The organism is Aeromonas ichthyocola, from assembly GCF_046087985.1.
Taxonomy (GTDB): domain Bacteria; phylum Pseudomonadota; class Gammaproteobacteria; order Enterobacterales; family Aeromonadaceae; genus Aeromonas; species Aeromonas rivipollensis.
Map to the genome: position 1 here is coordinate 56,286 of NZ_JBJSWH010000008.1, position 21,789 is coordinate 78,074.

Consider the following 21,789-nt stretch of genomic DNA (forward strand, 5'->3'; position numbering starts at 1 on the left):
ATCATGACCCAATCCCAACGGGCTGACGCAGATTCTGGTGGCGCCAAGAACCCCTGCCGACTATCAGGCCCAGCTCGACGAAAAGAGCGCTCGCCTCACCGAGCTGTTTGCCGGATTCACCCTCCCGGCGCTGGAGGTTCATGCCTCACCGGCAGAGTACTACCGGATGCGGGCCGAATTTCGCATCTGGCATGAGGGGGATGATCTCTTCCACTGCACGTACGCCCCGGCAACCAAAGAAATAATTCGGGTTGAGCACTTCCCGACCGCCAGCCGCCTGATCAATCAGCTGATGCCGGTACTGCTGGAGGGGTTGCGCCCCCATCCGGTGCTGCGCCGCAAGCTGTTCCAGATCGACTACCTGTCGACCCAATCCGGCCAGCTCATCGTCAGCCTGCTCTATCACCGCAAGCTGGAGAACGATTGGCAGCAGGTCGCCGAGACGCTGCAAGCCGACCTGCGCGCCCAAGGGTTTGATCTGCGGCTGATTGGTCGGGCGCACAAACAGAAAATCGCTCTGGGCGATGACTTTGTCATCGAGCAGCTCAATGTGCAAGGCCGCGAGCTGGTCTACAAGCAGGTGGAGAACAGCTTCACCCAGCCCAATGCCGCCATCAACGAGCAGATGCTGGGCTGGGCGCTGGATGTGACCCGCGGCAGCGAGGGTGACCTGCTGGAGCTCTACTGCGGCAACGGCAACTTCTCCATCGCCCTGGCCCAGAACTTCCGCAAGGTGCTGGCCACCGAGATCGCCAAGCCGAGCGTGGATTCTGCCCAGTTCAACATCGCCGCCAACGGGGTGGACAACCTGATCATCCTTCGCATGTCGGCGGAGGAGTTCACCATGGCGATGCGCGGCGAGCGGGAGTTCAACCGCCTCAAGGGGGTCGATCTCGGCGCTTACCAGTGCAACACCATCTTCGTCGACCCGCCCCGTGCCGGTCTCGACGACGCCACGGTCCGGCTGGTGCAGGAGTACGACAACATCCTCTACATCTCCTGCAACCCCGAGACCCTGCAGGCCAACATGGCGGTGCTGGGCGAGACCCACGAGATCGCCCGCTTCGCCCTGTTCGACCAGTTCCCCTGGACCCACCATATGGAAGCCGGGGTCTATCTGCGCCGCAAGGCGGGCTGATTCGAACCGCCTCCCCCCGGCCCGCCACATGGAAACCGGGGGTATCTACGCCACAAGGCGGACCAAACTCTCCTCCTCACCCCCACCCTTCTCCCGCCAGGGGAGAAGGGTGCAAAGGGCCCGCGGGCCCTGTTTTGATTAGTTATCCCGGTGCAGAGCGCTGGCGCAGCCGTTATGCTGGCGACACGCGCATTCGCGCCATAGCCGGGGGCCACGCCGCCATGCCACGCGTTCTGTTTGTTGAAGATGATCCCGACATAGGCCAGCTCATCAGCAGCTGGCTCGGCCGCCACGACATAGAGGTGCTGCTGGAGACCCGGGGCGATCTCGCGCTGGCCAGGGTCGAGGCCGAACAGCCCGATCTGGTGCTGCTCGACATCATGCTGCCGGGGCAGGACGGCCTCTCCCTGTGCCGGGATCTGCGCCCACGCTTTGCCGGCCCCATCGTCATGCTTACTTCCCTCGACAGCGACATGAACCAGATCCTCAGCCTGGAGCTCGGGGCCAACGACTACATCCTCAAGACCACGCCGCCCCCCGTGCTGCTGGCCCGGCTGCGGGTCCAGTTCCGCCAGCAGGGGCAGGCGCCGCAACCGGCCGCCCTCAGCGCGCCGCCCCAGCGCCTGCAGTTCGGTCGCCTGCGGATCGACGGCCCGAGTCGGGACGTGCGCCTCGACGGCAACAGCGTGCCCCTCTCCACCGCCGATTTCGATCTCTTGTGGGAGCTGGCCTGCCACGCGGGCCAGATCCTGGGACGGGAGGCCCTGTTTCGCAGCCTGCGGGGCCGCGACTACGACGGCCAGGACCGCAGCATGGACGTGGCCATCTCCCGCCTGCGGCGCCGGCTGGGGGATGACAGCAACAACCCGACCCGGATCAAGACGGTACGCCAGAAAGGCTATCTGCTGGTGCCCCAGGCCTGGGAATAAGCAGTTACCGAATGACCTTGATGCTCTCTGCTCCCTTCTCCCCTTGCGGGAGAAGGGTTGGGGATGAGGGGGGCGCCCAGACGCAATCCAGGCAAGAGGAGAGCCCCCATGCGCCGCCTGTTTATCCAGTTCTACCTGCTGCTGATCGGCTGCTTCACCCTCGCCATCCTGCTCATCGGCCTGGTCTATCAGGTCAGTGCCGAGCGGGCGGGGGACCGCTATCTCGAGCACATGATGGAGGGCTCCCTGGGGCTGCTCACCGGCGAGCTCGCCCGGCTGCCACCCGCACGCTGGCCCGTCCGCATGGGGGAGCAGAGCCAGCAGCTCAACCTGCCGCTGCAACTCGGCGCCCTCGCCAACCAGCCGCTGGCCAGGGAGGATCAGGCCTTCCTCGAGGCGGGCAACATCGTCATCGTCGAAGAGGATGACACCTTCCAGCAGCGCATCCCGGGCACCGACCAGGTGCTGATCGTCGGCCCCGTCCCCTATCTCTCCTACCTGCACGAGCTGCACTGGGTGGATGTGGGCCTGCTGCTGCTCATCGGCCTCTCCCTCGGCCTGCCCATACTGCTCTGGCTGCGCCCCCACTGGCACGGCCTGCAACGGCTCGAGCAGACGGCGCGCCGGGTCGGTGACGGGGATCTCTCCTGCCGCACCGGCCTGCCCGCCGGCAGCAGCCTGGGCCGGGTTGGACGCACCTTCGATCAGATGGCCGAACAGTTGCAGGCCATGCTGGCCAGCCGCAAGCAGCTGACCGACGCCATCGCCCACGAGCTGCGCACCCCCCTGGTGCGGCTGCGCTACCGACTCGCCATGCTGGCCGAGCCTCCCACCACCGAGGAGCAGCAGGGGCTGGAACGGGATCTCGGCGCGCTGGACGCCCTCATCGAGGAGATGCTCACCTATGCCAGGCTGGATCGCCCCGAGCTGCCGCTGCAGTGCAGCGATCTCGAGCTGGGCCGCTGGGCCGGGGAGCGGCTCCCGGACTGGCAGGCGCTGCGCCCGGACAGACGACTCGCCCTCCAGCTTCCCGCCCATCCCCTGCCCTGGCGCGGCGACATCCGCCTGCTGGACAGGGCGCTGGAGAACCTCATCGGCAACGCCCTGCGCCACGCCAACAGCCGGGTGAGCCTCACCATGAGCCGGCAGCAGGATCACTATCTGCTGGAGGTGGCCGACGACGGCCCCGGCATAGATCCGGCGCTGGCACCCCAGATCTTCGAGCCCTTCGTGCGGCTGGATCAGAGCCGGGACAGACGCACTGGCGGCACTGGCTTAGGCCTCGCCATAGTGCGCAGCATAGCGCGCCACCACGGGGGCGAGGTGCAGTTGCTGCCCGCCGAGACGGGGGCCCGCTTCTGCCTCAGGCTGCCCGTACATTTGGATACAAACCGTCACCAGCCACTCACTGAACCTCAGACCCGGCAGCCCTAGGATGACGTCATGGAGAGCCGCTCCATGTCATCAAACCGAACGAGGAACTGGAATATGAAAAAGCTGATCCCCCTGAGCCTGGCCGCTGTCTTCGCCCTGACCTCCGGCTTCACCATGGCTGCCACCCCGACCAAGGCTGCCGCACCCCAGGCCACCCAGACCAAGGTGGTGAAAAAGCATCACAAGGCGACCCATGCCGCACCGGCCGTGAAAGTGGCCCCCAAGACCAAGTAACAGGCGCACAAGCTCCCAATGAAAAGGGGCCCCATCATGGGGCCCCTTTTGTCGTGCTCAGTCGGCTCAATCCTGCATGTAATCTGCCGGCAGCGCGATGCGCGCCACGCCGGAGGCTACCGCTGCCAGCGCCACGGCGCGGGCCACACGGGGCAGCAGACGGGCATCCATCGGCTTGGGAATGACGTACTCCTTGCCGAAGGTGAGCGCACTCACCCCGGCGGCGGTCAGCACCTCGGCCGGTACGGGTTCTTTCACCAGGCCACGGATCGCCTCCACCGCCGCCACCTTCATGGCATCGTTGATGCGACTGGCGCGCGCGTCCAGGGCGCCGCGGAAGATGAAGGGGAAGCAGATGACGTTGTTGATCTGGTTCGGATAGTCGGAACGACCCGTGCCCATGATGAGATCGCTGCGCACCGAGTGCGCCAGGGCGGGCTTGATCTCGGGATCCGGGTTGGAGCAGGCGAAGATCACCGGATTGGGGGCCATCAGGGCCACCGCCTCGGCGGGCAGCACGTCCGGACCGGAGACACCGACAAACACGTCCGCCCCGTCGATGACATCCATCAGGGTGCGCAGGGGCGTGTCGTTGGCGAAGCGCTGCTTGTACTGGTTCAGATCGGTGCGACCGCTGTGGATCACCCCCTGACGGTCCAGCATGAAGATGTTCTGTGGCGCAGCGCCGCACTTGATCAGCAGATCCATGCAGGCGGTGGCGGCGGCACCGGCCCCCATGCAGACGATACGGCTCTGCTCGATGCGCTTGCCCTGCACTTCCAGCGCATTGAGCAGGCCGGCGGCGGTGACGATGGCGGTGCCGTGCTGATCATCGTGGAACACCGGTATATCGCAGCACTCGATCAGCGCCTGCTCTATCTCGAAGCACTCTGGAGCCTTGATGTCTTCCAGGTTGATGCCGCCGAAGGTGTCGGCGATGGCGGCGACAGTGTCGATGAACTGCTGGCTGGTCTCGTGCTTCACCTCGATGTCGATGGCGTCGATGCCGGCGAAGCGCTTGAACAGCAGGGCCTTGCCCTCCATCACCGGCTTGGAGGCCAGCGGCCCCAGATTGCCCAGCCCCAGGATGGCGGTGCCGTTGGAGATGACGGCCACCAGGTTGCCCTTGCCGGTGTAGCGGTAGGCATCGGCCGGGTTGGCGGCGATCTCGCGCACCGGCTCGGCGACGCCCGGGCTGTAGGCCAGGGCCAGATCGCGGGCGGTCTCGGCGGGCTTGGTGAGGGCTATGGCTATCTTGCCGGGAATGGGCTGGGCGTGGTAATCGAGCGCTTGTTGACGAAGATCGTGACGCAGATCGGACATGGGGGACCCCGATACGGAAGTGAATGAGTGGTGCATTGGCTCGCCTGTGGCGAGGGCTGGGGATCATAAAGAAAACCCGCCCCCTTTCACAGCAGAAAATATCGTCAAGTCGCACTGACAGTCGACTCAGCAGCATCTCCTGCCACGCATAAATACCTATTTAGTTATAGATTCGATTTCAGTCCATCACGGGAATACCGGCCCTCGCCTCCGCCTGGCGGGCGATGGCCTCCGTCATCCCCTGGAAGATGAAGAGGTGGAAGGGCAGCATGGCGAGCCAGTAGGCCAGGCCCCAGGCCCCCTGGGGGTGCCAGTGGGCGGTCACTCTGAGCCGGGTCAGGCCGGACTCCTGGGGCTGGATGTTGAACTCCAGTCGCCCGACGCCGGGGGCCTTCATGTTGAACAAGAGATCCAGCCTGCGTCCCTCGTCCACCCCGAGGATCTGCCAGGAGTCCAGCATGTCCCCCTTCACGAAGCGATCCGGATTGGTGCGCCCCCGGGTGAGCGCCGGGCCCCCTATCAGGTGATCCATCCATTCGCGTACCACCCACAGCTCGTTCATGTAGAAGTAGCGCTGCTCGCCCCCCAGCTGCTGCAGCACCTGCCACACCACCTCGGGGGAAGCGAGGCACTCTGCCTCCCCGCTGGCGGTGCGATCGTAGAAGCCGTACTCGGGATGGCGCCAACGCAGGCCGAGCGGCGTCTCCTGCCCCTGTTGCTCGGCGCCAAGCTTCTGCTCCAGCGCCAGGCTCTCCGTCAGCGCCTCGTCGAAGCTGAGCAGGTGCTGGGGCAGCAGGGCCCGCAGTGGGCCATCGTCGGCCGGAATGTCGTGCTTGAGACCGCCCACCAGCGCCTTGGCGATGGGTTGGGGGACCGAGGTGGCAAACTGCAGCCACCAGGCGGAGAGGCGCGGGCTCAGGAAGGGGATGGGAATGATGGGGCAACGCTTGCCGATGTGGGCGGCAAACCTCTGCAACTGCTGCTGATAGCTGAGCAGCTCGGGGCCGGCCGCGTTGAAGATGCGGCCATCCACCCCTTGCGCCTCCACCAGGCCACCCAGATAGTGCAGCAGGTTGGAGAGGGCTATGGGGGGCGTGCGGGAGCGCACCCACTTGGGCGTCACCATCATGGGCAAGTTGAACACCAGATCCCGCATCACCTCGAAGGCGGCGGAGCCGGGCCCTATGATGATGCCGGCCCGCAGCTCCACCGTGGGCACCCCCGCCTCCCGAAACAGCTCGCCGCAGTGGCGACGGGAGTTGAGGTGGCGACTGTTGCAGGGGATCGGTTGTATGGCCCCCAGATAGACGATGCGGCGCACCCCGGCGGCGCGGGCAGCGGCGGCGAAGTTCTTCACCCCCTGCTGCTCCAGCCGGTGAAAACCGGCGCCAGCCCCCATGGCGTGCACCAGATAGAAGACGGTATCCACCCCGGCAAGGGCCGGCAACAGGGTGATGGGCTTTAGGCTGTCGGCGAGACGAAACTCCACCCCCTCCGGCAGACGGCAGGGGCGGCGCGCACCGGCGATCACCCTGTAACCCAACCCTTGCAGGTGGGGTACCAGATAGGAACCTATGTAACCCGCCGCACCCATCACCAGACAGTTTCGCATTTCGACCCCCCTTGCCATCCCCCATGGACTCGCACCACCATAGGGCAAAGCGGGGCAATACAGAATGCCAGCCAGTAAAAAAGGCGCCCGATGGGCGCCTTTTTCAGAATTCTTCAGAAGTAAGATTACTTCTTGGCAGTCAGACCACCGAAACGCTTGTTGAACTTGTCTACGCGGCCGCCGCTAGAAACTTCTTTCTGCTTGCCGGTATAGAACGGGTGGCATGCGGAGCACACGTCCAGGTTCAGATCTTTACCCAGGGTAGAGAAGGTATTGATGACGTTACCGCAAGAGCACTTGCAGGTGATGGCTACGTACTCGGGATGGATACCAGCTTTCATGGACAACCTCGATTATCAGGCCGTGTCGCCATCCGATCTCTTGTCGGACACCACACGATTGTTGAACACAGTTTCAAAGGCTGCGAATAATATAGGAAATGCCTGAGTTCAGGCAAGTGGCTTCGCAGAAAAAATAGGCAACCCCTGGTGGATTCATCGCAAACGCTTGATCTGGTTCGTGTCGCTGTCCCGGTACCGTTACGCCGTCACTTCGACTATCTCTCCCCTTTGCCCCTGCCTGAGCCCGGTTGCCGGGTCGAGATCCCTTTCGGCCCCCAGACCCTGGTCGGTCTGGTGGTGGATCACCCGACCGAGAGTCAGGTGCCCCGCGCCAAGTTAAAGCCCTTGAAGCGGGTGCTCGACACGGCCCCTGTGCTGGGGCCCGACATACTGGCGCTGATGGCCTGGAGCGCCGGCTACTACCAGCATCCCCTGGGTGAGGTGCTGCCCCACGCCCTGCCGGTGCTGGTGCGCAAGGGGGAGCCCGCCGCCTACCGGGAGCTGGAGTTCTGGTTTGCCACCGAAGCCGGGATGGCAATCGATCTCAACGAACTCAAGCGCGCCGCCAAGCAGCAGCAGGCCCTCGCCCTGCTACGCAAGGGCCCCCAGACGCCGTCTGCGCTCAAGCAGGAGGAGATTCAGAGCGCCGCCCTCACCGCCCTGGAGAAGAAGGGGCTGCTGGAGAAGCGCAGCCTGGAGCCGAGCCACGACGGCGACTGGGCAACCCATTTTGACGCCGGTGAGGGGCTGCGCCTCAACGGCGAGCAGGCTCTGGCGGTGGCCGCCGTCACCAGCCAGAGCGACAAGTTCGGCGCCTTCCTGCTGGACGGCATCACGGGATCCGGCAAGACAGAGGTGTACCTGAGCATTCTCGAGCCCCTGCTCAAGGCGGGCAAGCAGGCGCTGGTGATGGTGCCGGAGATCGGCCTCACCCCCCAGACCATCAACCGCTTCCGCCGCCGCTTCAAGGTGCCCGTGGTGGCGATGAACTCCGCCATGAACGACAGGGAGCGGCTCGATGCCTGGCTCGCCTGCCGCGACGGCGGCGCCGCCATCCTGATCGGCACCCGCTCCGCGGTCTTCACCCCGTTCAAGAACCTCGGCATCATCATCATCGACGAGGAACACGACGGTTCCTTCAAGCAGCAGGATGGTTTTCGCTACCACGCGCGGGATCTGGCGGTGATGCGGGCCCATCGCGCCGGTATCCCAATCCTGCTCGGCTCGGCCACCCCCTCGCTTGAGACGCTGCACAACGCCCGCACCGGCAAGTACCACCACCTCAGCCTGACGCGGCGCGCCGGCAACGCCCAGACCGCCCGCCAGGTGATCCTGGACATCAAGAGCGTGCGGCTGCAGGCCGGGCTCTCTCCCCAGCTGGAGCAGCTGATGGCAGAGCACCTGGTGGCGGGCAACCAGGTGATGCTGTTCCTCAACCGGCGCGGCTATGCCCCCTCGCTTATCTGCCACCAATGTGGCTGGAGCGCCGCCTGCGAGCGCTGCGACGCCTGGTACACCTGGCATCAGGCCGGGCGCCGGCTGCACTGCCACCACTGCGACAGCGTGCGCCCACTGCCTCATAGCTGCCCGGAGTGCGGCAGCAGCGAGCTGATTGGATCAGGAGTCGGCACCGAGCAACTGGAGCAGCTGCTCACGACGGTATTCCCCCAATACCCTGTGGTGCGTATCGATCGGGACAACACCCGCCGCAAGGGGGAGCTGGAGACCCATCTCGGCGACATCAAGGCGGGCAAGTACAAGATCCTGATCGGCACCCAGATGCTGGCCAAGGGGCATCACTTCCCGGACGTAACCCTGGTGGGTCTGCTGGATGTGGATGGCGCCCTGTTTTCCGCCGATTTTCGCGCAGCCGAGAAGCTGGCCCAGCTCTACACCCAGGTGGCGGGCCGCGCCGGTCGCGCCAGCAAACCGGGGCTGGTGGTGCTGCAGAGCCACCACCCGGAGCACGCCCTGCTGCAGGACCTTACCCAGAACGGTTACGGCCACTTCGCCGATACCGCGCTCAAAGAGCGCCGCCTGCTGGGGCTGCCGCCCTTCAGCTATCAGGGGTTGTTCAGGGCCGAGGCCAACGGTCGCGACGAGGTGCAGCTGTTCCTCGGCCGGCTCGCCGATACCCTGCGCAGCGCCCGTTATCCCCAGGTGCAGGTACTCGGGCCCATCAGCGGCTTCATGGAGCGCAAGGCGGGCAAGTTCCGCATGCAGCTGCTGGTGCAGGGACCGAACCGGGCCCCCCTGGCGCAACTGCTGGATTGGGCGGTGAAGGAGCTGGACGGCTGGCCGGAGACCAAGAAGGTGCGCTGGAGCCTGGACATAGACCCTACAGAGCTGAGCTAGCGCCCCTCACCCAGCACGGTGGGTGCCAGCACCCTGGCCTGCTCCAGGGCCAGTGGTTGCTGATAGCTATGCGCCATCACCACGGCCCCTTCCAGCAGCAGGCATAGCCCGGTGGCCTGCTCCACTGTGCACTCGAGGGCCTCCCTGACCCAGTTCAGCAGCGCCAGCTTGTGGGCCACCACCAGCTTGCGCACCGGATGGCGCGCATCAGAGAACTCGGCACTGGCATTGATGAAATTGCAGCCGTAGAAATCGCTGCGGCCAAACCAGTCGGCGAAGCCGTCGAGCAGCGCCCGCAACCTGGCCTCCCTCCCCGACACCCCGTCCATCCTGGCATCGAGCAGGGCAAAAAACTCCGCATCCCGCGCCATCAACACGGCCTCGATCAAGGCGTCCTTGGTGGGGAAGTGGCGATACAAGGTGCGTTTGGTGCTGCCCGCCTCGGCCCAGATGCGATCGATGCCGGTGGCGTGAAAGCCATGACGATTGAACAGCCGGTAGGCCGTCGCCATCAGTTGCTGACGTTTCTCACTCACGCTGATTTCCCCCTTGAAGTACACCGATCTGTCTACCTAATGTCGCAACTGAGGTCAAGCAACCCGTTACACATTGAGGAGACAGAAGATGGAGATGAAACAATGGAGACCCGCCTTGCTGGCAGGCGCAGGCGCCAGCATGGCCATAGCTCTGCTTGGCTGGCTGGATCTGAGCTGGCAATTGACCCTGCTGATGGCGCCCTTCGGGGCGAGCTGCGTGCTGCTCTTCTCCCTGCCACAGAGCCCGCTGGCCCGCCCACAGAACGTGCTGGGGGGCCACCTGCTGTCGGCGACCCTGGGCTTGCTGGTGCAGTTGCTGCCCCTGCCCATGGAGCTCAAGCTGGCCCTCGGCGTGGGCCTCTCCGTGGCCATGATGCAGGGCCTGGGGCTGATTCATCCCCCCGCCGGGGCCAATCCGCTGCTGGTGTTGCTCACGGCGCAATCCTGGCCTTTTCTGTGGGAGACAGTCCTGCCCGGTGCCTTGCTCCTGGTGATCATGGGGCGCGGCGCCCGCTGGCTGAATAGCCGACCGCTCGGGGCACAATGATCGACGAGGGGGCCTGGGCCCCCTCGTTGTTTTTACCCCATGACTGCTCCGGCTTATTCGGCGACCTGGGAGACCCCGGTCAGCCGCACCTCGACCCGGCGATCCGGGGCCAGACAGGCGATCATCTGCGCCTTGGCGCCGTCCGGGCAGCTGCCCCCCGTCACCGGTGACGACTCGCCCTGCCCCTCGGCCCGCACCTTGTCGGCAAACAGCCCCTTGGCAATCAGGTAGTCGGCCACAGTGCGGGCACGCTGCTCCGAGAGGGCCTGGTTGTAGTTGTCGGAACCGATGCGGTCGGTATAACCGATGACAGTGGCGACGCCATCTTTCGGGTTGGCCGCCACAATCTGGCTGAACAGGGCATCGAGCGCCTGATTGGCAGCCGGTTTCAGGGTCGCCTTGTTGAACTCGAACAGCACATCGGAACTCAGACTGAAGGTCTTGGGCTCTACCAGCACAGGGGCCGGTTCGGCGGCCGGAGCGGGCGCCGGTGCCAACCTCGCCACCTTGCTGACCGAAGCGATAGAGCATGCCGAACGAGATCAGGCCGTTATCCATCTCGATGCCGGAGCGATCGAGGTGAGGCATCCCCCAGCGGCGTGGTGTACTGGTACTCCAGACGGGCAGCCCAGTCACGATCGATGGCGTATTCGGCACCCAGCGCACCAACGAAGGCGGCGCCATGCTTTTTGCCGGTCTCGCTGGTATTGGCGAAGCTGATCTCGCTATCCGTCCAGGCATAAGCACCGCCCAGTCGGCCATAAAGATCGAGCACGTTCGTTGCCGGGAAGCTGATCTTCATGGTGGCCTGAATCATCTGGCTCTTGGCTTCGGTCTTGAGGGTATTGGCGCCAGTGCCCGAAGTGGTGTCGTATTTGCCAAGCCAGTCATAACCCAGCTCGAAACCCAGGTTGGGGTTGAGCTGATAACCGGCGAACAGGCCCAGACCCAGAGGTCGTGTTCTCGCTGGTATTACCCAACGTCTGGGCAATCGACTCGGCATACTGGTTGTGGTCAACGCCATAGTAATTGGACCAACCGGCCTTGCCACCGACATACCAGGTGTTGTCCTGAGCGGCAGCCTGCACGGCCCCGGCCGCCAGCAAACCACTGACCAATACGGCAAGCATGGATTTATTCATATTTTCGCCTCTGCAATAAGTCGTTATGGGCGCCTGAGTGCGCACTCTTCCCTGTGTGAAGCCGTCAGGCGGCCTCTCCGTTATTCAGGGTATCCCATCCGCAACGCAGCCTCAAATGACCAGCATCTCAGGAGTGTGATCGCGCCATCGTGCCAGCCAATTCTTGGCCTGCTCCAGAGCCAGCGGCTGCCTGTGAGCCATCACGCCCCCTCCAGCAGCAATCAGCACTCGAGCTGGTTTATCACCCAGCCCAATAACGCCTGCTTGTGGGCCATCACCAGCTTGCGCACCGGATGGCGTGGGTCGGCAAACTCGGCGCTGGCGTTGATAAAGTTGCAGCCATAGAAATCGAGCGGCCAAACCACGCCGCGAAACCATCGAACAGCGCCCGAGTTAACGCCGGCCAGCCGCTGGTCAAGCAGGGCGAAGAACTCCCGGTCACGCGCGAGCAGCAAGGTCGTCGGGAAGTGGCGATAGAGGGTGCGTTTGGTACTCCCCGCCTCGGCCCAGATGCTATCCGGTGGCATGAAAGCCATGACGGTTGAACAGACGGTAGGCCGTCGCCAAGCTGTTGACGGATGATTTACCTCTTGAAGTACAACGTCTACCTAATGTGCCTAATCAGTGCTGGCAAACCAAGAGGAAAACATGATGACAAAATGGTATGGCCCGTTATGCAGCACTCACCATCGGCATATTGGGATGGCTCAATCTGAGCTGGCATGTGCGCCAGGAACAGCCGGTAGGCGGGGTCGTCATCGCTCACCTCTGGCAACCGGGCTGGCCATCGCCCAGCCGTAGCCCATCCTGACAGGACGCGCAGGTAGTGCGATGGAAGGCAATGGCCACGTCCTCGTCCGGCAGCTCGAAGGCGCAGAGCACCCGGCGATATCCTCGTCCGGCAGCTAGTCGGCGCCGTGGTTGCGGTAGTGGAACAGGCTGATGTTCCAGCGACAGCCCAGGGTCTCGAGGAAGCGCATCAGGGCACCCGGCTGCTCCGGGAACTTGAAGCTGTAGAGACGCTCACCGAGGGGCCGGGCCGGGCGGCCGCCAATCATGTAGCGCACGTGGTTCTTGGCCAGCTCGCTCTCTGTCATGTTGACCACGGGGTATCCGTTGCCACCGAGCTGATCGATGATCTGGCCGAGCTCCTCGTCGCCCCCGCTGAGGCGCACCGAGACGAACAGGGAGGCCTGGGCCGCATCCGCATAGCGGTAGTTGAACTCGGTCACCATGCGGGGTCCAAGCTGACGGCAGAAGTCGAGGAAGGCCCCCTTGCGCTCGGGTATGGTCACCGCCAGCATGCCCTCGCGCTTCTCGCCGATCTCGCAGCGCTCCGACACATAGCGCAGGCTGTGGAAGTTGACGTTGGCGCCCGACAGTATGGCCGCCATCCGCCCGCCCTTGACCTGCTCCCGCTCGCTGTAGGCCTTGAGCCCCGCCAGGGACAGGGCCCCTGACGGCTCGGCGATGGCACGGCAGTCGTCGAAGATGTCTTTCAGCGCCGCGCAGATCTGGTCGTTGGAGACGGTCACCACCTCGTCCAGATACTGGTTGCACAGGCGGAAGGTCTCGGTGCCGATGCGCTTGACCGCCACCCCGTCCGCAAACAGGGAGACCCGCTCCAGGTTGACCGGCTCGCCGGCCTCCATGGCGGCCTTGAGGCAGGCGGAGCCCTCGGCTTCCACCCCTATCACCTTGACGTCCGGCAGCAGCTGCTTGATGTAGACAGCCACCCCGGCGGCCAGGCCGCCGCCCCCCACGGGCACGAAGACGTGAGTGAGGTGGGTGTCCTGCTCCAGCAGCTCCTTGCCTATAGTGCCCTGGCCCGCGATCACCTCGACGTCGTCGAACGGCGGTATCAAGGTGTAGCCCTCGGTTTCTGACAGGCGGCGGCTCTCGGCATAGGCCTCGTCGAAGCTGTTGCCAAACAGCAGCACGTTGCCACCCAGGCGACGCACCGCATCTATCTTGATGTCCGGCGTGGTCTTGGGCATCACTATGATGGCCTTGATGCCGAGCTTGGCGGCCGACAGCGCCACCCCCTGGGCATGGTTGCCCGCCGAGGCCGCCACCACACCGTGGGATTTCTGCTCGGCGCTCAGGGTGGCGATCTTGTGATAGGCACCGCGCAGCTTGAAGGAGTGCACCGGCTGCAGGTCTTCCCGCTTGAGCGCTACGTGGTTGCCGAGTCGCTCGGAGAGTTTTTTCAGGCTCTGCAAGGGGGTCACCCGCGCCGCCTCATAGACGGGGGAGAGCAACACCTTGCGTAGATAATCTGCCGCTGAAACCATGTCCTATTCCTCCAGCTTGCTTAGATCACGTACCGCACTTTTGTCGGCACAGGAGGAGGCGAGCAGCACTTTGCATAAATGACCTGTCGTCGCGCTCATCATCACTCCTCCAGCTTGCTTAAATCGCGCACCGCACCTTTATCTGCGCTGGTAGCGAGCATGGCGTAGGCGCGCAGGGCGTAGGAGACCTGACGCTGGCGAATTGAGCGGCTTCCAGCCACGGGCCGAGGCGGCTACGCGGCGAGCGGCCAGCACGCTGTCGGCCACTTCCAGCACCATGCTGCGAGCCGGGATGTCGATGTTGATGATGTCACCATCCTCCACCAGCCCTATGGTGCCGCCGGAAGCCGCCTCGGGGGAGACGTGACCGATGGAGAGGCCAGAGGTGCCACCGGAGAAGCGACCGTCTGTGATCAGGGCGCAGGCCTTGCCGAGCCCCATGGACTTGAGATAGGTGGTGGGATAGAGCATCTCCTGCATGCCGGGGCCGCCCTTGGGCCCTTCGTAGCGGATCACTACCACCTCACCGGCCTGGACTGTGCCATCCAGGATGCCGGCGACCGCCGTGTCCTGGCTCTCAAACACCCGGGCCGGGCCGCGGAAGCAGAGGTTCTCGTCGTCCACCCCGGCGGTCTTGACGATGGCACCGTTGAGGGCCAGGTTGCCGGAGAGCACGGCCAGGCCCCCTTCCAGGCTGTAGGCATTCTCCAGGGAGCGGATGCAACCTTCTGCCCGGTCCAGATCCAGCTCGGGCCAGCGGCAATCCTGGCTGAATGCCTTGGTGGTGCGAATACCGGCCGGGCCGGCGCGGTAGAAGTCGTGCACCGCCTTGTCGTCACAGCGGCTGACGTCATAGGCCTCAAGCAACTCGCTCAGGGAGGTGCCGAGCACGTTGCGGGTGTCGCCGTGCACCAGCCCGGCCTTCTCCAGCTGGCCCAGGATGGCGACCACGCCACCGGCGCGGTGCACGTCTTCCATGTGGTACTTCTGGGTGGAGGGCGCCACCTTGCACAGCTGGGGCACCTTGCGGGACATGCGGTCGATGTCGGCCATGGTGAAGTCCACCCCGGCCTCCTGGGCCGCCGCCAGCAGGTGCAGCACCGTATTGGTGGAGCCGCCCATGGCGATGTCCAGCGCCATGGCGTTCTCGAACGCCGCCTTGGTGGCGATGTTGCGCGGCAGGGCGCTCTCGTCATCCTGCTGGTAGTAGCGATTGGCCAAAGCGACTATGCGCTGACCGGCCAGCTTGAACAGCTGCTCCCGATCGGCGTGGGTCGCCAGCATGGAGCCGTTGCCCGGCTGGGAGAGGCCCAGGGCCTCGGTCAGGCAGTTCATGGAGTTGGCGGTGAACATGCCGGAGCAGGAGCCGCAGGTAGGGCAGGCGCTGCGCTCTATCTGATCGCTCTGGGCATCTGAGACCTTGGGGTCGGCCCCCTGGATCATGGCGTCCACCAGATCCAGCTTGATGATCTGATCGGAGAGCTTGGTCTTGCCCGCCTCCATGGGGCCACCGGAGACGAAGATCACCGGTATGTTGATGCGCAGGGCGGCCATCAGCATCCCCGGGGTGATCTTGTCGCAGTTGGAGATGCAAACCATGGCGTCGGCACAGTGGGCGTTGACCATGTACTCCACAGAATCGGCGATAAGCTCGCGGGATGGCAGCGAATAGAGCATGCCGCCATGGCCCATGGCGATGCCGTCATCGACCGCTATGGTGTTGAATTCCTTGGCAACGCCGCCGGCGGCCTCGATCTCCCGGGCCACCAGCTGGCCGAGATCCTTGAGGTGCACGTGACCGGGCACGAACTGGGTGAAGGAGTTGACCACGGCGATGATGGGCTTGCCGAAATCCTGATCTGTCATGCCGGTGGCACGCCAGAGGGCGCGGGCCCCGGCCATGTTACGTCCGTGGGTGGTGGTGGCGGATCTCAACTTCGGCATTGTCTCTACTCCCTGAATACATGAGCCCGGCTGGGCAAACTTATGGTGCGAAGCTGTCGCTTCAAATCGGTTGTGGCAAGGGATAGGGCCCTTGCCATAGCCGACTCCAATTCAAACATGAGCGGGCGACCGGGTCGCCCGCTCAACTCCTCAGTCGTTGACCGGGGTGAGCCAGTTCCATTTGTCCTCGGTCTGGCCGTTGAACAGGCCGAAGAAGGCATTCTGCAACTGCTCGGTCACCGGGCCACGGCTGCCGGCGCCCACCGTCATCCGATCTACAGAGCGCACCGGGGTCACCTCGGCGGCGGTACCTGTCATAAATATCTCGTCCGCCACATAGAGCGCTTCCCGGGGCAGCGCCTGCTCGCGCACCTCGTAACCGAGATCCCGGGCCAGCGTCATTATGGTGTCGCGGGTGATGCCGGGCAGGATGGCAGCAGTGGCGGGCGGGGTGAAGATCACGCCGTTCTTCACCAGGAAGAGGTTCTCCCCCGCCCCTTCGCTCAGGTAGCCGTTCACGTCCAGCGCCAGCCCCTCGGCGAAGCCGTTGCGCTTGGCCTCGCGGCTGATGAGCTGGGACGAGAGGTAGTTGCCGCCCGCCTTGGCGCCGGTGGGTATGGTGTTGGGGGCGAGCCGGTTCCAGGAGGTGACACAGACATCCACCCCGTTTTTCAGCCCCTCTTCCCCCAGATAGGCGCCCCAGGGCAAGGCCGCGACCATGAGATCCGCCTTGGCATCCAGCGGCGGATGCAGCCCCAGCCCCACGTTGCCGACAAAGGCCAGCGGGCGCAGATAGCCGCTCTTGAGGCCGTTCTCGCGCACCACTGTGCGGCAGGCTTCATTCACTTCGAATTCGCTGTAGGGCACGTCCATCCAGTAGATTTTGGCGGAGTCGAACAGGCGGCGGGTGTGCTCCTGCAGGCGGAAGATGCAGGTCCCCCTGGGGGTGTCGTAGGCACGCACCCCCTCGAACACCGAGGAGCCGTAGTGCAGGGCATGGCTCATGACGTGGACCTGGGCATCCTGCCAGGGCACCAGCTTGCCATTGAACCAGATGTATTGAGGCTGAGTGGCAGATTGGGAAGGCTGTGACATTGGCTTGGCTCCTTAAGCGCTGATCCGGGGTTGCTGTTCCAGTGCATCGACCCGGGAGACATCCACCAGCTTGACCAGCTGGCTCCACAACTGCTGGATGGGACGCTCCGACTCGACAGTAACCGTGATCCGCAGCTGTTGGCAATCCTGCTCCATGTTCAGAGAGCAGAGAGCGAAGCCACGGTGACGCACCACCCGCAGCACCCGCTCCATCACTTCGGGTCTGGGCTGGGCGTGAATATGCAGCGTGTGCTGCGCAAATCCGGGTTGGTGAAAGCTGTGCTGCTTCATGGGCGTTGCTCCATCATCTTGTGGTTGGCGACTCCCGGCGGAACCAGGGGCCAGACGTTTTCTTCCTCTGAAATGGCCACATGCAGCAGGTAGGCACTCTCGCTTGCCAGCAGGCGATCGAGCGCCGGTGCTATCTGCTCCTTACATGTGATGGTCTCGCCCGGGATGCCGAAGGCGGCGGCCAGAGCGATGAAATCCGGGTTGTCGGAGAGTATGGTCTCGCTGTAACGGCCGTCGAAGAACAGCTCCTGCCACTGGCGCACCATGCCGAGACGTTGATTGTCGATCAGCACCATCTTCACCTTGAGCTGGGCCCGGCGTATGGTGCCGAGCTCCTGCACATTCATCATGAAGGAGCCGTCACCGCTCACCAGCACCACCTCGTCATCCGGGCGCGACATCTTGGCGCCGATGGCGGCGGGCAGACCGAAGCCCATGGTGCCGAGACCGGCGCTGGAGAGGTGATTGCGCGGGCTGGTGAAGCGCATGTGCTGAGCCACCCACATCTGGTGCTGACCCACGTCGCAGGCCACCACGCTGGTCTCGGGCAGCAGTGCCGAGAGCTGCTTGAGCAGGGCCGGGGCATAGATGGGCTGGCCGGGATGGTCGTAGCGGAAGGCATACTCGCGAGCCATGGCGGCGCAGTGCTCACGCCAGGGGTCGATCGCCAGCGCCATGGCCAGGGCGGGCAACACTCGCTTGAGATCCGTGGTGATGCCCACATCGGCGGCGCGACGCTTGCCGAACTCGGCGGCATCCACGTCCAGGTGGATCACCCTGGCCTCGGGGGCGAACTCTTCCAGTTTGCCGGTCACCCGATCATCGAAGCGGGCACCCACTACCAGCAGCAGATCGCACTGCTGCACCGCATAGTTGGCGGCCTTGGTGCCGTGCATGCCGAGCATGCCGAGGTAGACGGGGCTGTCGGGGTCGAGCGCCCCTATCCCCTTGAGGGTGGTGACCGCCGGCATGCCGGTGGCGGCGGCAAAGTCACGCAGCTGCTGCTCAGCGTTGGCCATGCCCACCCCGCCCCCGACGTAGAGCACGGGGCGCTCGGCAGCGGCCAGCAGGGTGCGGGCCAGGGTCAGCTCGGCCGGATTGAGGGGCTCTGGCTCCTCCACCGCAAACAGCGGGCTCTGGGTCGGCACGGCGGCCAACTGCACATCCTTGGGAAAATCGATGAGCACAGGACCCGGACGCCCCTCGGTGGCGATAGCGAAGGCTTCCGCCAGCACCCGCCCCAGGTCTGCAGGGTCTGTGACCATGAAGGAGTGCTTGGTGCAGGAGAGGGACATGCCGAGCACGTCGACCTCCTGAAACGCATCGGTACCGACGGCAGCGCAAGCAACCTGACCGCTGATGGCCACCAGGGGCACGGAATCGAGCAGCGCCTCCGCCAGGCCGGTCACCAGGTTGGTGGCCCCCGGGCCCGAGGTGGCGATGCAGACCCCCACCTGACCGGAGGCGCGGGCATAACCCACTGCGGCCAAGGCGGCCCCCTGCTCGTGACGGCAGAGCTGATGGGCCAGGCCACCGTCATACAGGGCGTCATAGACCGGCATGATGGCCCCGCCCGGGTAACCAAACACCTGGGTCACACCCTGTTTCTTGAGAGCCTGTACCAAAAACTGCGCGCCGTTCATGTGGAAATCCTGTCCTTTGGTCGAAAAAAAACCCCCGGGCCGTGAGGCTCGGGGGTCGCTTGTTTCGTTCTGTCCGGTGGTGGGTCTATCCCTTGTTCCGTGCAGCTAAACGAGCCCCGAGCGGTGAGATAATAATCACCACTAGGACCACAATAATGCTGACGAAACGGGAGGCCATGTTCATAGTTACAACCGGAAATCCTGTGAAATGGGGGCGGTTTGCACCGCGAATGGCTATTACAACTAGCACGGTGATTTTTATTGGGCAAGCCTTTTTTACCTGACAAGACTCTGATTTTGACTGATCAGCAAGCTGCTCTCTGGAACAAAAAACTAATAAAAAACGGTTAACCAGCACATACATCAAACCAAGGACGGGATTTATGTCATTAGCTGTGGTTTATAGCCGTGCCAGCCTGGGAATAGCGGCGCCGCAAGTCACGGTGGAAGTCCATTTATCCAACGGGCTGCCCGCCTTCAACATGGTGGGCCTGCCGGAAACCTCGGTGAAGGAGTCGCGGGATCGGGTGCGCAGTGCCCTGCTCAACGGCAATTTCGAGTTCCCCTCCAAGCACATCACAGTCAATCTGGCCCCCGCCGATCTGCCCAAGGAGGGAGGCCGTTTCGATCTGGCCATCGCCATCGGCATTCTCGCCGCTTCCAAGCAGATACCGGCAACATATCTGCTCGATCATGAATTTTTAGGGGAGCTTGCCTTGACCGGCGAGATCCGTCCCGTGCTCGGGGTGCTGCCCGCCGTGCTCGCCTGCCGCGATGCGGGCCGCACCCTGCTGGTACCGCGAGAGAACGGCCCCGAGGCCTCCCTCATCCAGGATGCCGAGGTGCGCACCGCCCACCAGCTGCTGGCCGTCACCGCCTGGCTGGCGGGTCAGTACGAACTGCCGCTGCCGGAGCCTCAGACCACGGACGCCCTGCCCGACGTGCCGGATCTGCAGGATGTGATAGGCCAGTCCCAGGCCAAGCGGGCGCTGGAGATCGCCGCCGCCGGCAGCCACAACCTGCTGTTCATAGGCCCGCCCGGCACTGGCAAGAGCATGCTGGCAAGCCGCCTACCCGGCATACTGCCGCCGCTGAGCGAACAGGAGGCGCAGCAGACCGCCGCCATCCACTCCATCGGCGGCCTCACTCCCCGCGCCGGCCACTGGCATCACAGGCCCTATCGCACGCCCCACCATAGCGCCTCGGCGGTGGCCCTGGTGGGGGGCGGCAGCCACCCGAGGCCCGGCGAGATCTCGCTGGCCCACAACGGTGTGCTGTTTCTCGACGAGTTGCCCGAGTTCGAGCGCAAGGTGCTCGACTCACTGCGAGAGCCGCTGGAGACGGGTCACATCACCATCAGCCGGGCCGCCCGCCAGGTGGATTTCCCCGCCCGCTTCCAGCTGGTGGGTGCCATGAACCCCAGCCCCTGTGGCCACTATGGGGACGGCCAGACCCGCTCCAGCCCGGATCAGATACTGCGCTACCTCGGCAAACTCTCAGGCCCCTTCCTCGACCGTTTCGATCTGACGGTGGAGGTGCCGCTGCTGCCCAAGGGGAGCCTCACCGGCAAGGCGGAGCGGGGAGAGTCGAGCCAGCAGATCCGCGACCGGGTGCTAGGGGCGCGGGAGCGAATGCTCAGTCGCAACGGCAAGCTCAACAACCTGCTGGATAGCCGCGAGATAGAGGATATTTGCCGATTATCGCCACAAGATGCCGAATTTCTGGAGAACGCCATCCAGAAGCTGGGGCTCAGCATCCGGGCCTGGCACCGCATTTTGCGGGTGTCGCGCACCATAGCGGATCTGGCGGGGCGCCCCGTCATCGAGAAGGAACATCTTATCGAGGCGCTCGGTTATCGCGCCATGGACAGGCTGCTGTCGCGGCTGCGCAGCGGCCAGTGAGGGCCAGGAGATCCCGGCGTCCGTGCGGTGCATCCATGGTCTAGCGCCGGATCGGCTGATATTATGGCCACAGATCTGACCACTTGGTTGCCACCCACAGACACGAAAACGGATCCGATTCATGCACAACAAGCTGATAGAGCGGCTGCGCGGCTGCCTCTCGACCCTGCTCTATTTCCTCAACACCCTCTTCTGGTTTGTCCCCATACTGCTGCTCGGCCTCGTCAAGCTGCTGCTGCCGCTCAAGGGCTGGCGTACCCTCTGCAACGCCCTGCTGGACGGCTGTGCCAGCTGCTGGATAGGTTTCAACAATCTGATCCAGAAAACCATCATCAGAACCCCTTTCGAGGTGGTCGGAGTGGACAAAGGGCGCCGGAATGAGTGGTATATGGTGGTTGCCAACCATCAATCCTGGGTCGACATACTGGTACTGCAGCGGATTTTTAATCAAAAAATCCCCTTCCTGAAGTTTTTCCTCAAGAAAGAACTGATTTGGGTACCTTTTCTCGGTCTGGCCTGGTGGGCGCTGGACTTCCCCTTCATGCGGCGATATTCACGCAGCTTGCTGGAAAAGAAGCCGCATCTGAAGGGAAAAGACATAGAAACGACGCGCAAGGCCTGTGCCAAGTTCCGCCACATTCCGGTGAGTGTGATGAACTTCGTGGAGGGCACCCGCTTCACCGCCCACAAGCACGATAAACAGGGCGCCCCCTATCGCCACCTTCTGCACCCGAGGGCAGGCGGCATCGCCTTCACTCTGGCGGCCATGGGGGATCAACTGCACAAGCTGGTGGATGTGACCATCGCCTATCCGGGCGGCGTCCCAAGCTACTGGGACTTCATGTGCGGTCGGGTCAAGGAGATCAAGGTTCGGGTCCGCTTTCTGCCGATCGAACGCAATCTGGTGGGGGATTACTTCAATGACCCCGAGTTCCAACAAGAGTTTCAACAGTGGCTGAACGGGATCTGGCGCGAGAAAGACCAGACCCTGAACCAGCTGCTGGCGGACAAGACGCAGTAAACGACGCCC

14 protein-coding genes and 5 pseudogenes are annotated in these 21,789 nt (G+C 64.0%); 8 read left to right on the forward strand and 11 right to left on the reverse strand.

The window, feature by feature from the left end:
- Nucleotides 1–3: 3 nt before the first annotated feature.
- From trmA to ACF2JD_RS20595, 4 genes and pseudogenes are all read left to right on the forward strand, one after another.
- Nucleotides 4–1,138: pseudogene (gene trmA, locus ACF2JD_RS20580) on the forward strand (tRNA (uridine(54)-C5)-methyltransferase TrmA).
- Between the two features lie 221 nt (nucleotides 1,139–1,359).
- Nucleotides 1,360–2,067 (forward strand): two-component system response regulator RstA, encoded by a 708-nt coding sequence (gene rstA / locus ACF2JD_RS20585; protein WP_289987112.1) that lies wholly within the window; start codon nucleotides 1,360–1,362, stop codon nucleotides 2,065–2,067.
- Between the two features lie 108 nt (nucleotides 2,068–2,175).
- The gene (rstB, locus tag ACF2JD_RS20590) at nucleotides 2,176–3,501 is read left to right on the forward strand and encodes a two-component system sensor histidine kinase RstB (RefSeq protein WP_440988100.1); all 1,326 of its coding nucleotides are present in this window, start codon (nucleotides 2,176–2,178) and stop codon (nucleotides 3,499–3,501) included.
- Nucleotides 3,502–3,555: 54 nt separating this feature from the next.
- Complete coding sequence (locus tag ACF2JD_RS20595; RefSeq protein ID WP_025328738.1) at nucleotides 3,556–3,735, forward strand: hypothetical protein; 180 nt, start codon at nucleotides 3,556–3,558, stop codon at nucleotides 3,733–3,735.
- A gap of 66 nt (nucleotides 3,736–3,801) precedes the next feature.
- On the opposite strand, the gene ACF2JD_RS20600 is transcribed toward ACF2JD_RS20595, so the two are convergent.
- The 3 genes from ACF2JD_RS20600 to rpmE all read right to left on the reverse strand — a co-directional run bounded on the left by ACF2JD_RS20600 (nucleotide 3,802) and on the right by rpmE (nucleotide 7,011).
- Nucleotides 3,802–5,058, reverse strand: coding sequence for a malic enzyme-like NAD(P)-binding protein (locus tag ACF2JD_RS20600; RefSeq protein WP_440988101.1), 1,257 nt, complete (start codon nucleotides 5,056–5,058; stop codon nucleotides 3,802–3,804).
- A gap of 178 nt (nucleotides 5,059–5,236) precedes the next feature.
- Complete coding sequence (locus ACF2JD_RS20605) at nucleotides 5,237–6,670, reverse strand: DUF2867 domain-containing protein (protein WP_440988102.1); 1,434 nt, start codon at nucleotides 6,668–6,670, stop codon at nucleotides 5,237–5,239.
- 125 nt (nucleotides 6,671–6,795) lie between these two features.
- Nucleotides 6,796–7,011, reverse strand: a complete 216-nt coding sequence (gene rpmE, locus ACF2JD_RS20610; protein WP_025328741.1) for a 50S ribosomal protein L31 — start codon at nucleotides 7,009–7,011, stop codon at nucleotides 6,796–6,798.
- Between the two features lie 147 nt (nucleotides 7,012–7,158).
- Between rpmE and priA the strand changes: the two genes are divergently transcribed.
- The gene (gene priA / locus ACF2JD_RS20615) at nucleotides 7,159–9,366 is read left to right on the forward strand and encodes a primosomal protein N' (protein ID WP_440988103.1); all 2,208 of its coding nucleotides are present in this window, start codon (nucleotides 7,159–7,161) and stop codon (nucleotides 9,364–9,366) included.
- Here priA and ACF2JD_RS20620 read toward each other — a convergent pair.
- Nucleotides 9,363–9,902: a TetR/AcrR family transcriptional regulator gene (locus ACF2JD_RS20620; protein ID WP_262112514.1), complete on the reverse strand. Its 540-nt coding sequence runs from the start codon at nucleotides 9,900–9,902 to the stop codon at nucleotides 9,363–9,365. The genes priA and ACF2JD_RS20620 overlap by 4 nt on opposite strands.
- A gap of 94 nt (nucleotides 9,903–9,996) precedes the next feature.
- Here ACF2JD_RS20620 and ACF2JD_RS20625 point away from each other — a divergent pair, with 94 nt between their 5' ends.
- Complete coding sequence (locus ACF2JD_RS20625; RefSeq protein ID WP_456305343.1) at nucleotides 9,997–10,449, forward strand: HPP family protein; 453 nt, start codon at nucleotides 9,997–9,999, stop codon at nucleotides 10,447–10,449.
- A gap of 53 nt (nucleotides 10,450–10,502) precedes the next feature.
- On the opposite strand, the pseudogene ompA reads toward ACF2JD_RS20625, so the two are convergent.
- The 7 genes and pseudogenes from ompA to ilvG all read right to left on the reverse strand — a co-directional run bounded on the left by ompA (nucleotide 10,503) and on the right by ilvG (nucleotide 18,858).
- Nucleotides 10,503–11,591: pseudogene (gene ompA, locus ACF2JD_RS20630) on the reverse strand (porin OmpA).
- Between the two features lie 111 nt (nucleotides 11,592–11,702).
- Nucleotides 11,703–12,158, reverse strand: a pseudogene (locus tag ACF2JD_RS20635) (TetR/AcrR family transcriptional regulator).
- Between the two features lie 160 nt (nucleotides 12,159–12,318).
- A pseudogene (gene ilvA, locus ACF2JD_RS20640) lies at nucleotides 12,319–13,885 on the reverse strand (threonine ammonia-lyase, biosynthetic); the annotation flags it as partial.
- A gap of 101 nt (nucleotides 13,886–13,986) precedes the next feature.
- Nucleotides 13,987–15,829: pseudogene (gene ilvD, locus ACF2JD_RS20645) on the reverse strand (dihydroxy-acid dehydratase).
- Between the two features lie 150 nt (nucleotides 15,830–15,979).
- Nucleotides 15,980–16,924 (reverse strand): branched-chain amino acid transaminase, encoded by a 945-nt coding sequence (locus ACF2JD_RS20650; protein ID WP_395949162.1) that lies wholly within the window; start codon nucleotides 16,922–16,924, stop codon nucleotides 15,980–15,982.
- Nucleotides 16,925–16,936: 12 nt separating this feature from the next.
- Nucleotides 16,937–17,215 carry an acetolactate synthase 2 small subunit gene (gene ilvM / locus ACF2JD_RS20655; RefSeq protein ID WP_106885470.1) on the reverse strand — a complete coding sequence of 93 codons (279 nt, stop codon included), beginning with the start codon at nucleotides 17,213–17,215 and terminating at the stop codon, nucleotides 16,937–16,939.
- Nucleotides 17,212–18,858, reverse strand: a complete 1,647-nt coding sequence (gene ilvG, locus ACF2JD_RS20660) for an acetolactate synthase 2 catalytic subunit (protein WP_411166436.1) — start codon at nucleotides 18,856–18,858, stop codon at nucleotides 17,212–17,214. Before ilvG ends, ilvM begins: the two co-directional genes overlap by 4 nt.
- Nucleotides 18,859–19,241: 383 nt before the next feature.
- On the opposite strand from ilvG, the gene ACF2JD_RS20665 reads away from it, so the two are divergent.
- The gene (locus tag ACF2JD_RS20665; RefSeq protein ID WP_270823857.1) at nucleotides 19,242–20,759 is read left to right on the forward strand and encodes a YifB family Mg chelatase-like AAA ATPase; all 1,518 of its coding nucleotides are present in this window, start codon (nucleotides 19,242–19,244) and stop codon (nucleotides 20,757–20,759) included.
- Between the two features lie 121 nt (nucleotides 20,760–20,880).
- Complete coding sequence (locus ACF2JD_RS20670; RefSeq protein WP_440988104.1) at nucleotides 20,881–21,780, forward strand: acetyltransferase; 900 nt, start codon at nucleotides 20,881–20,883, stop codon at nucleotides 21,778–21,780.
- Nucleotides 21,781–21,789: the final 9 nt, after the last annotated feature.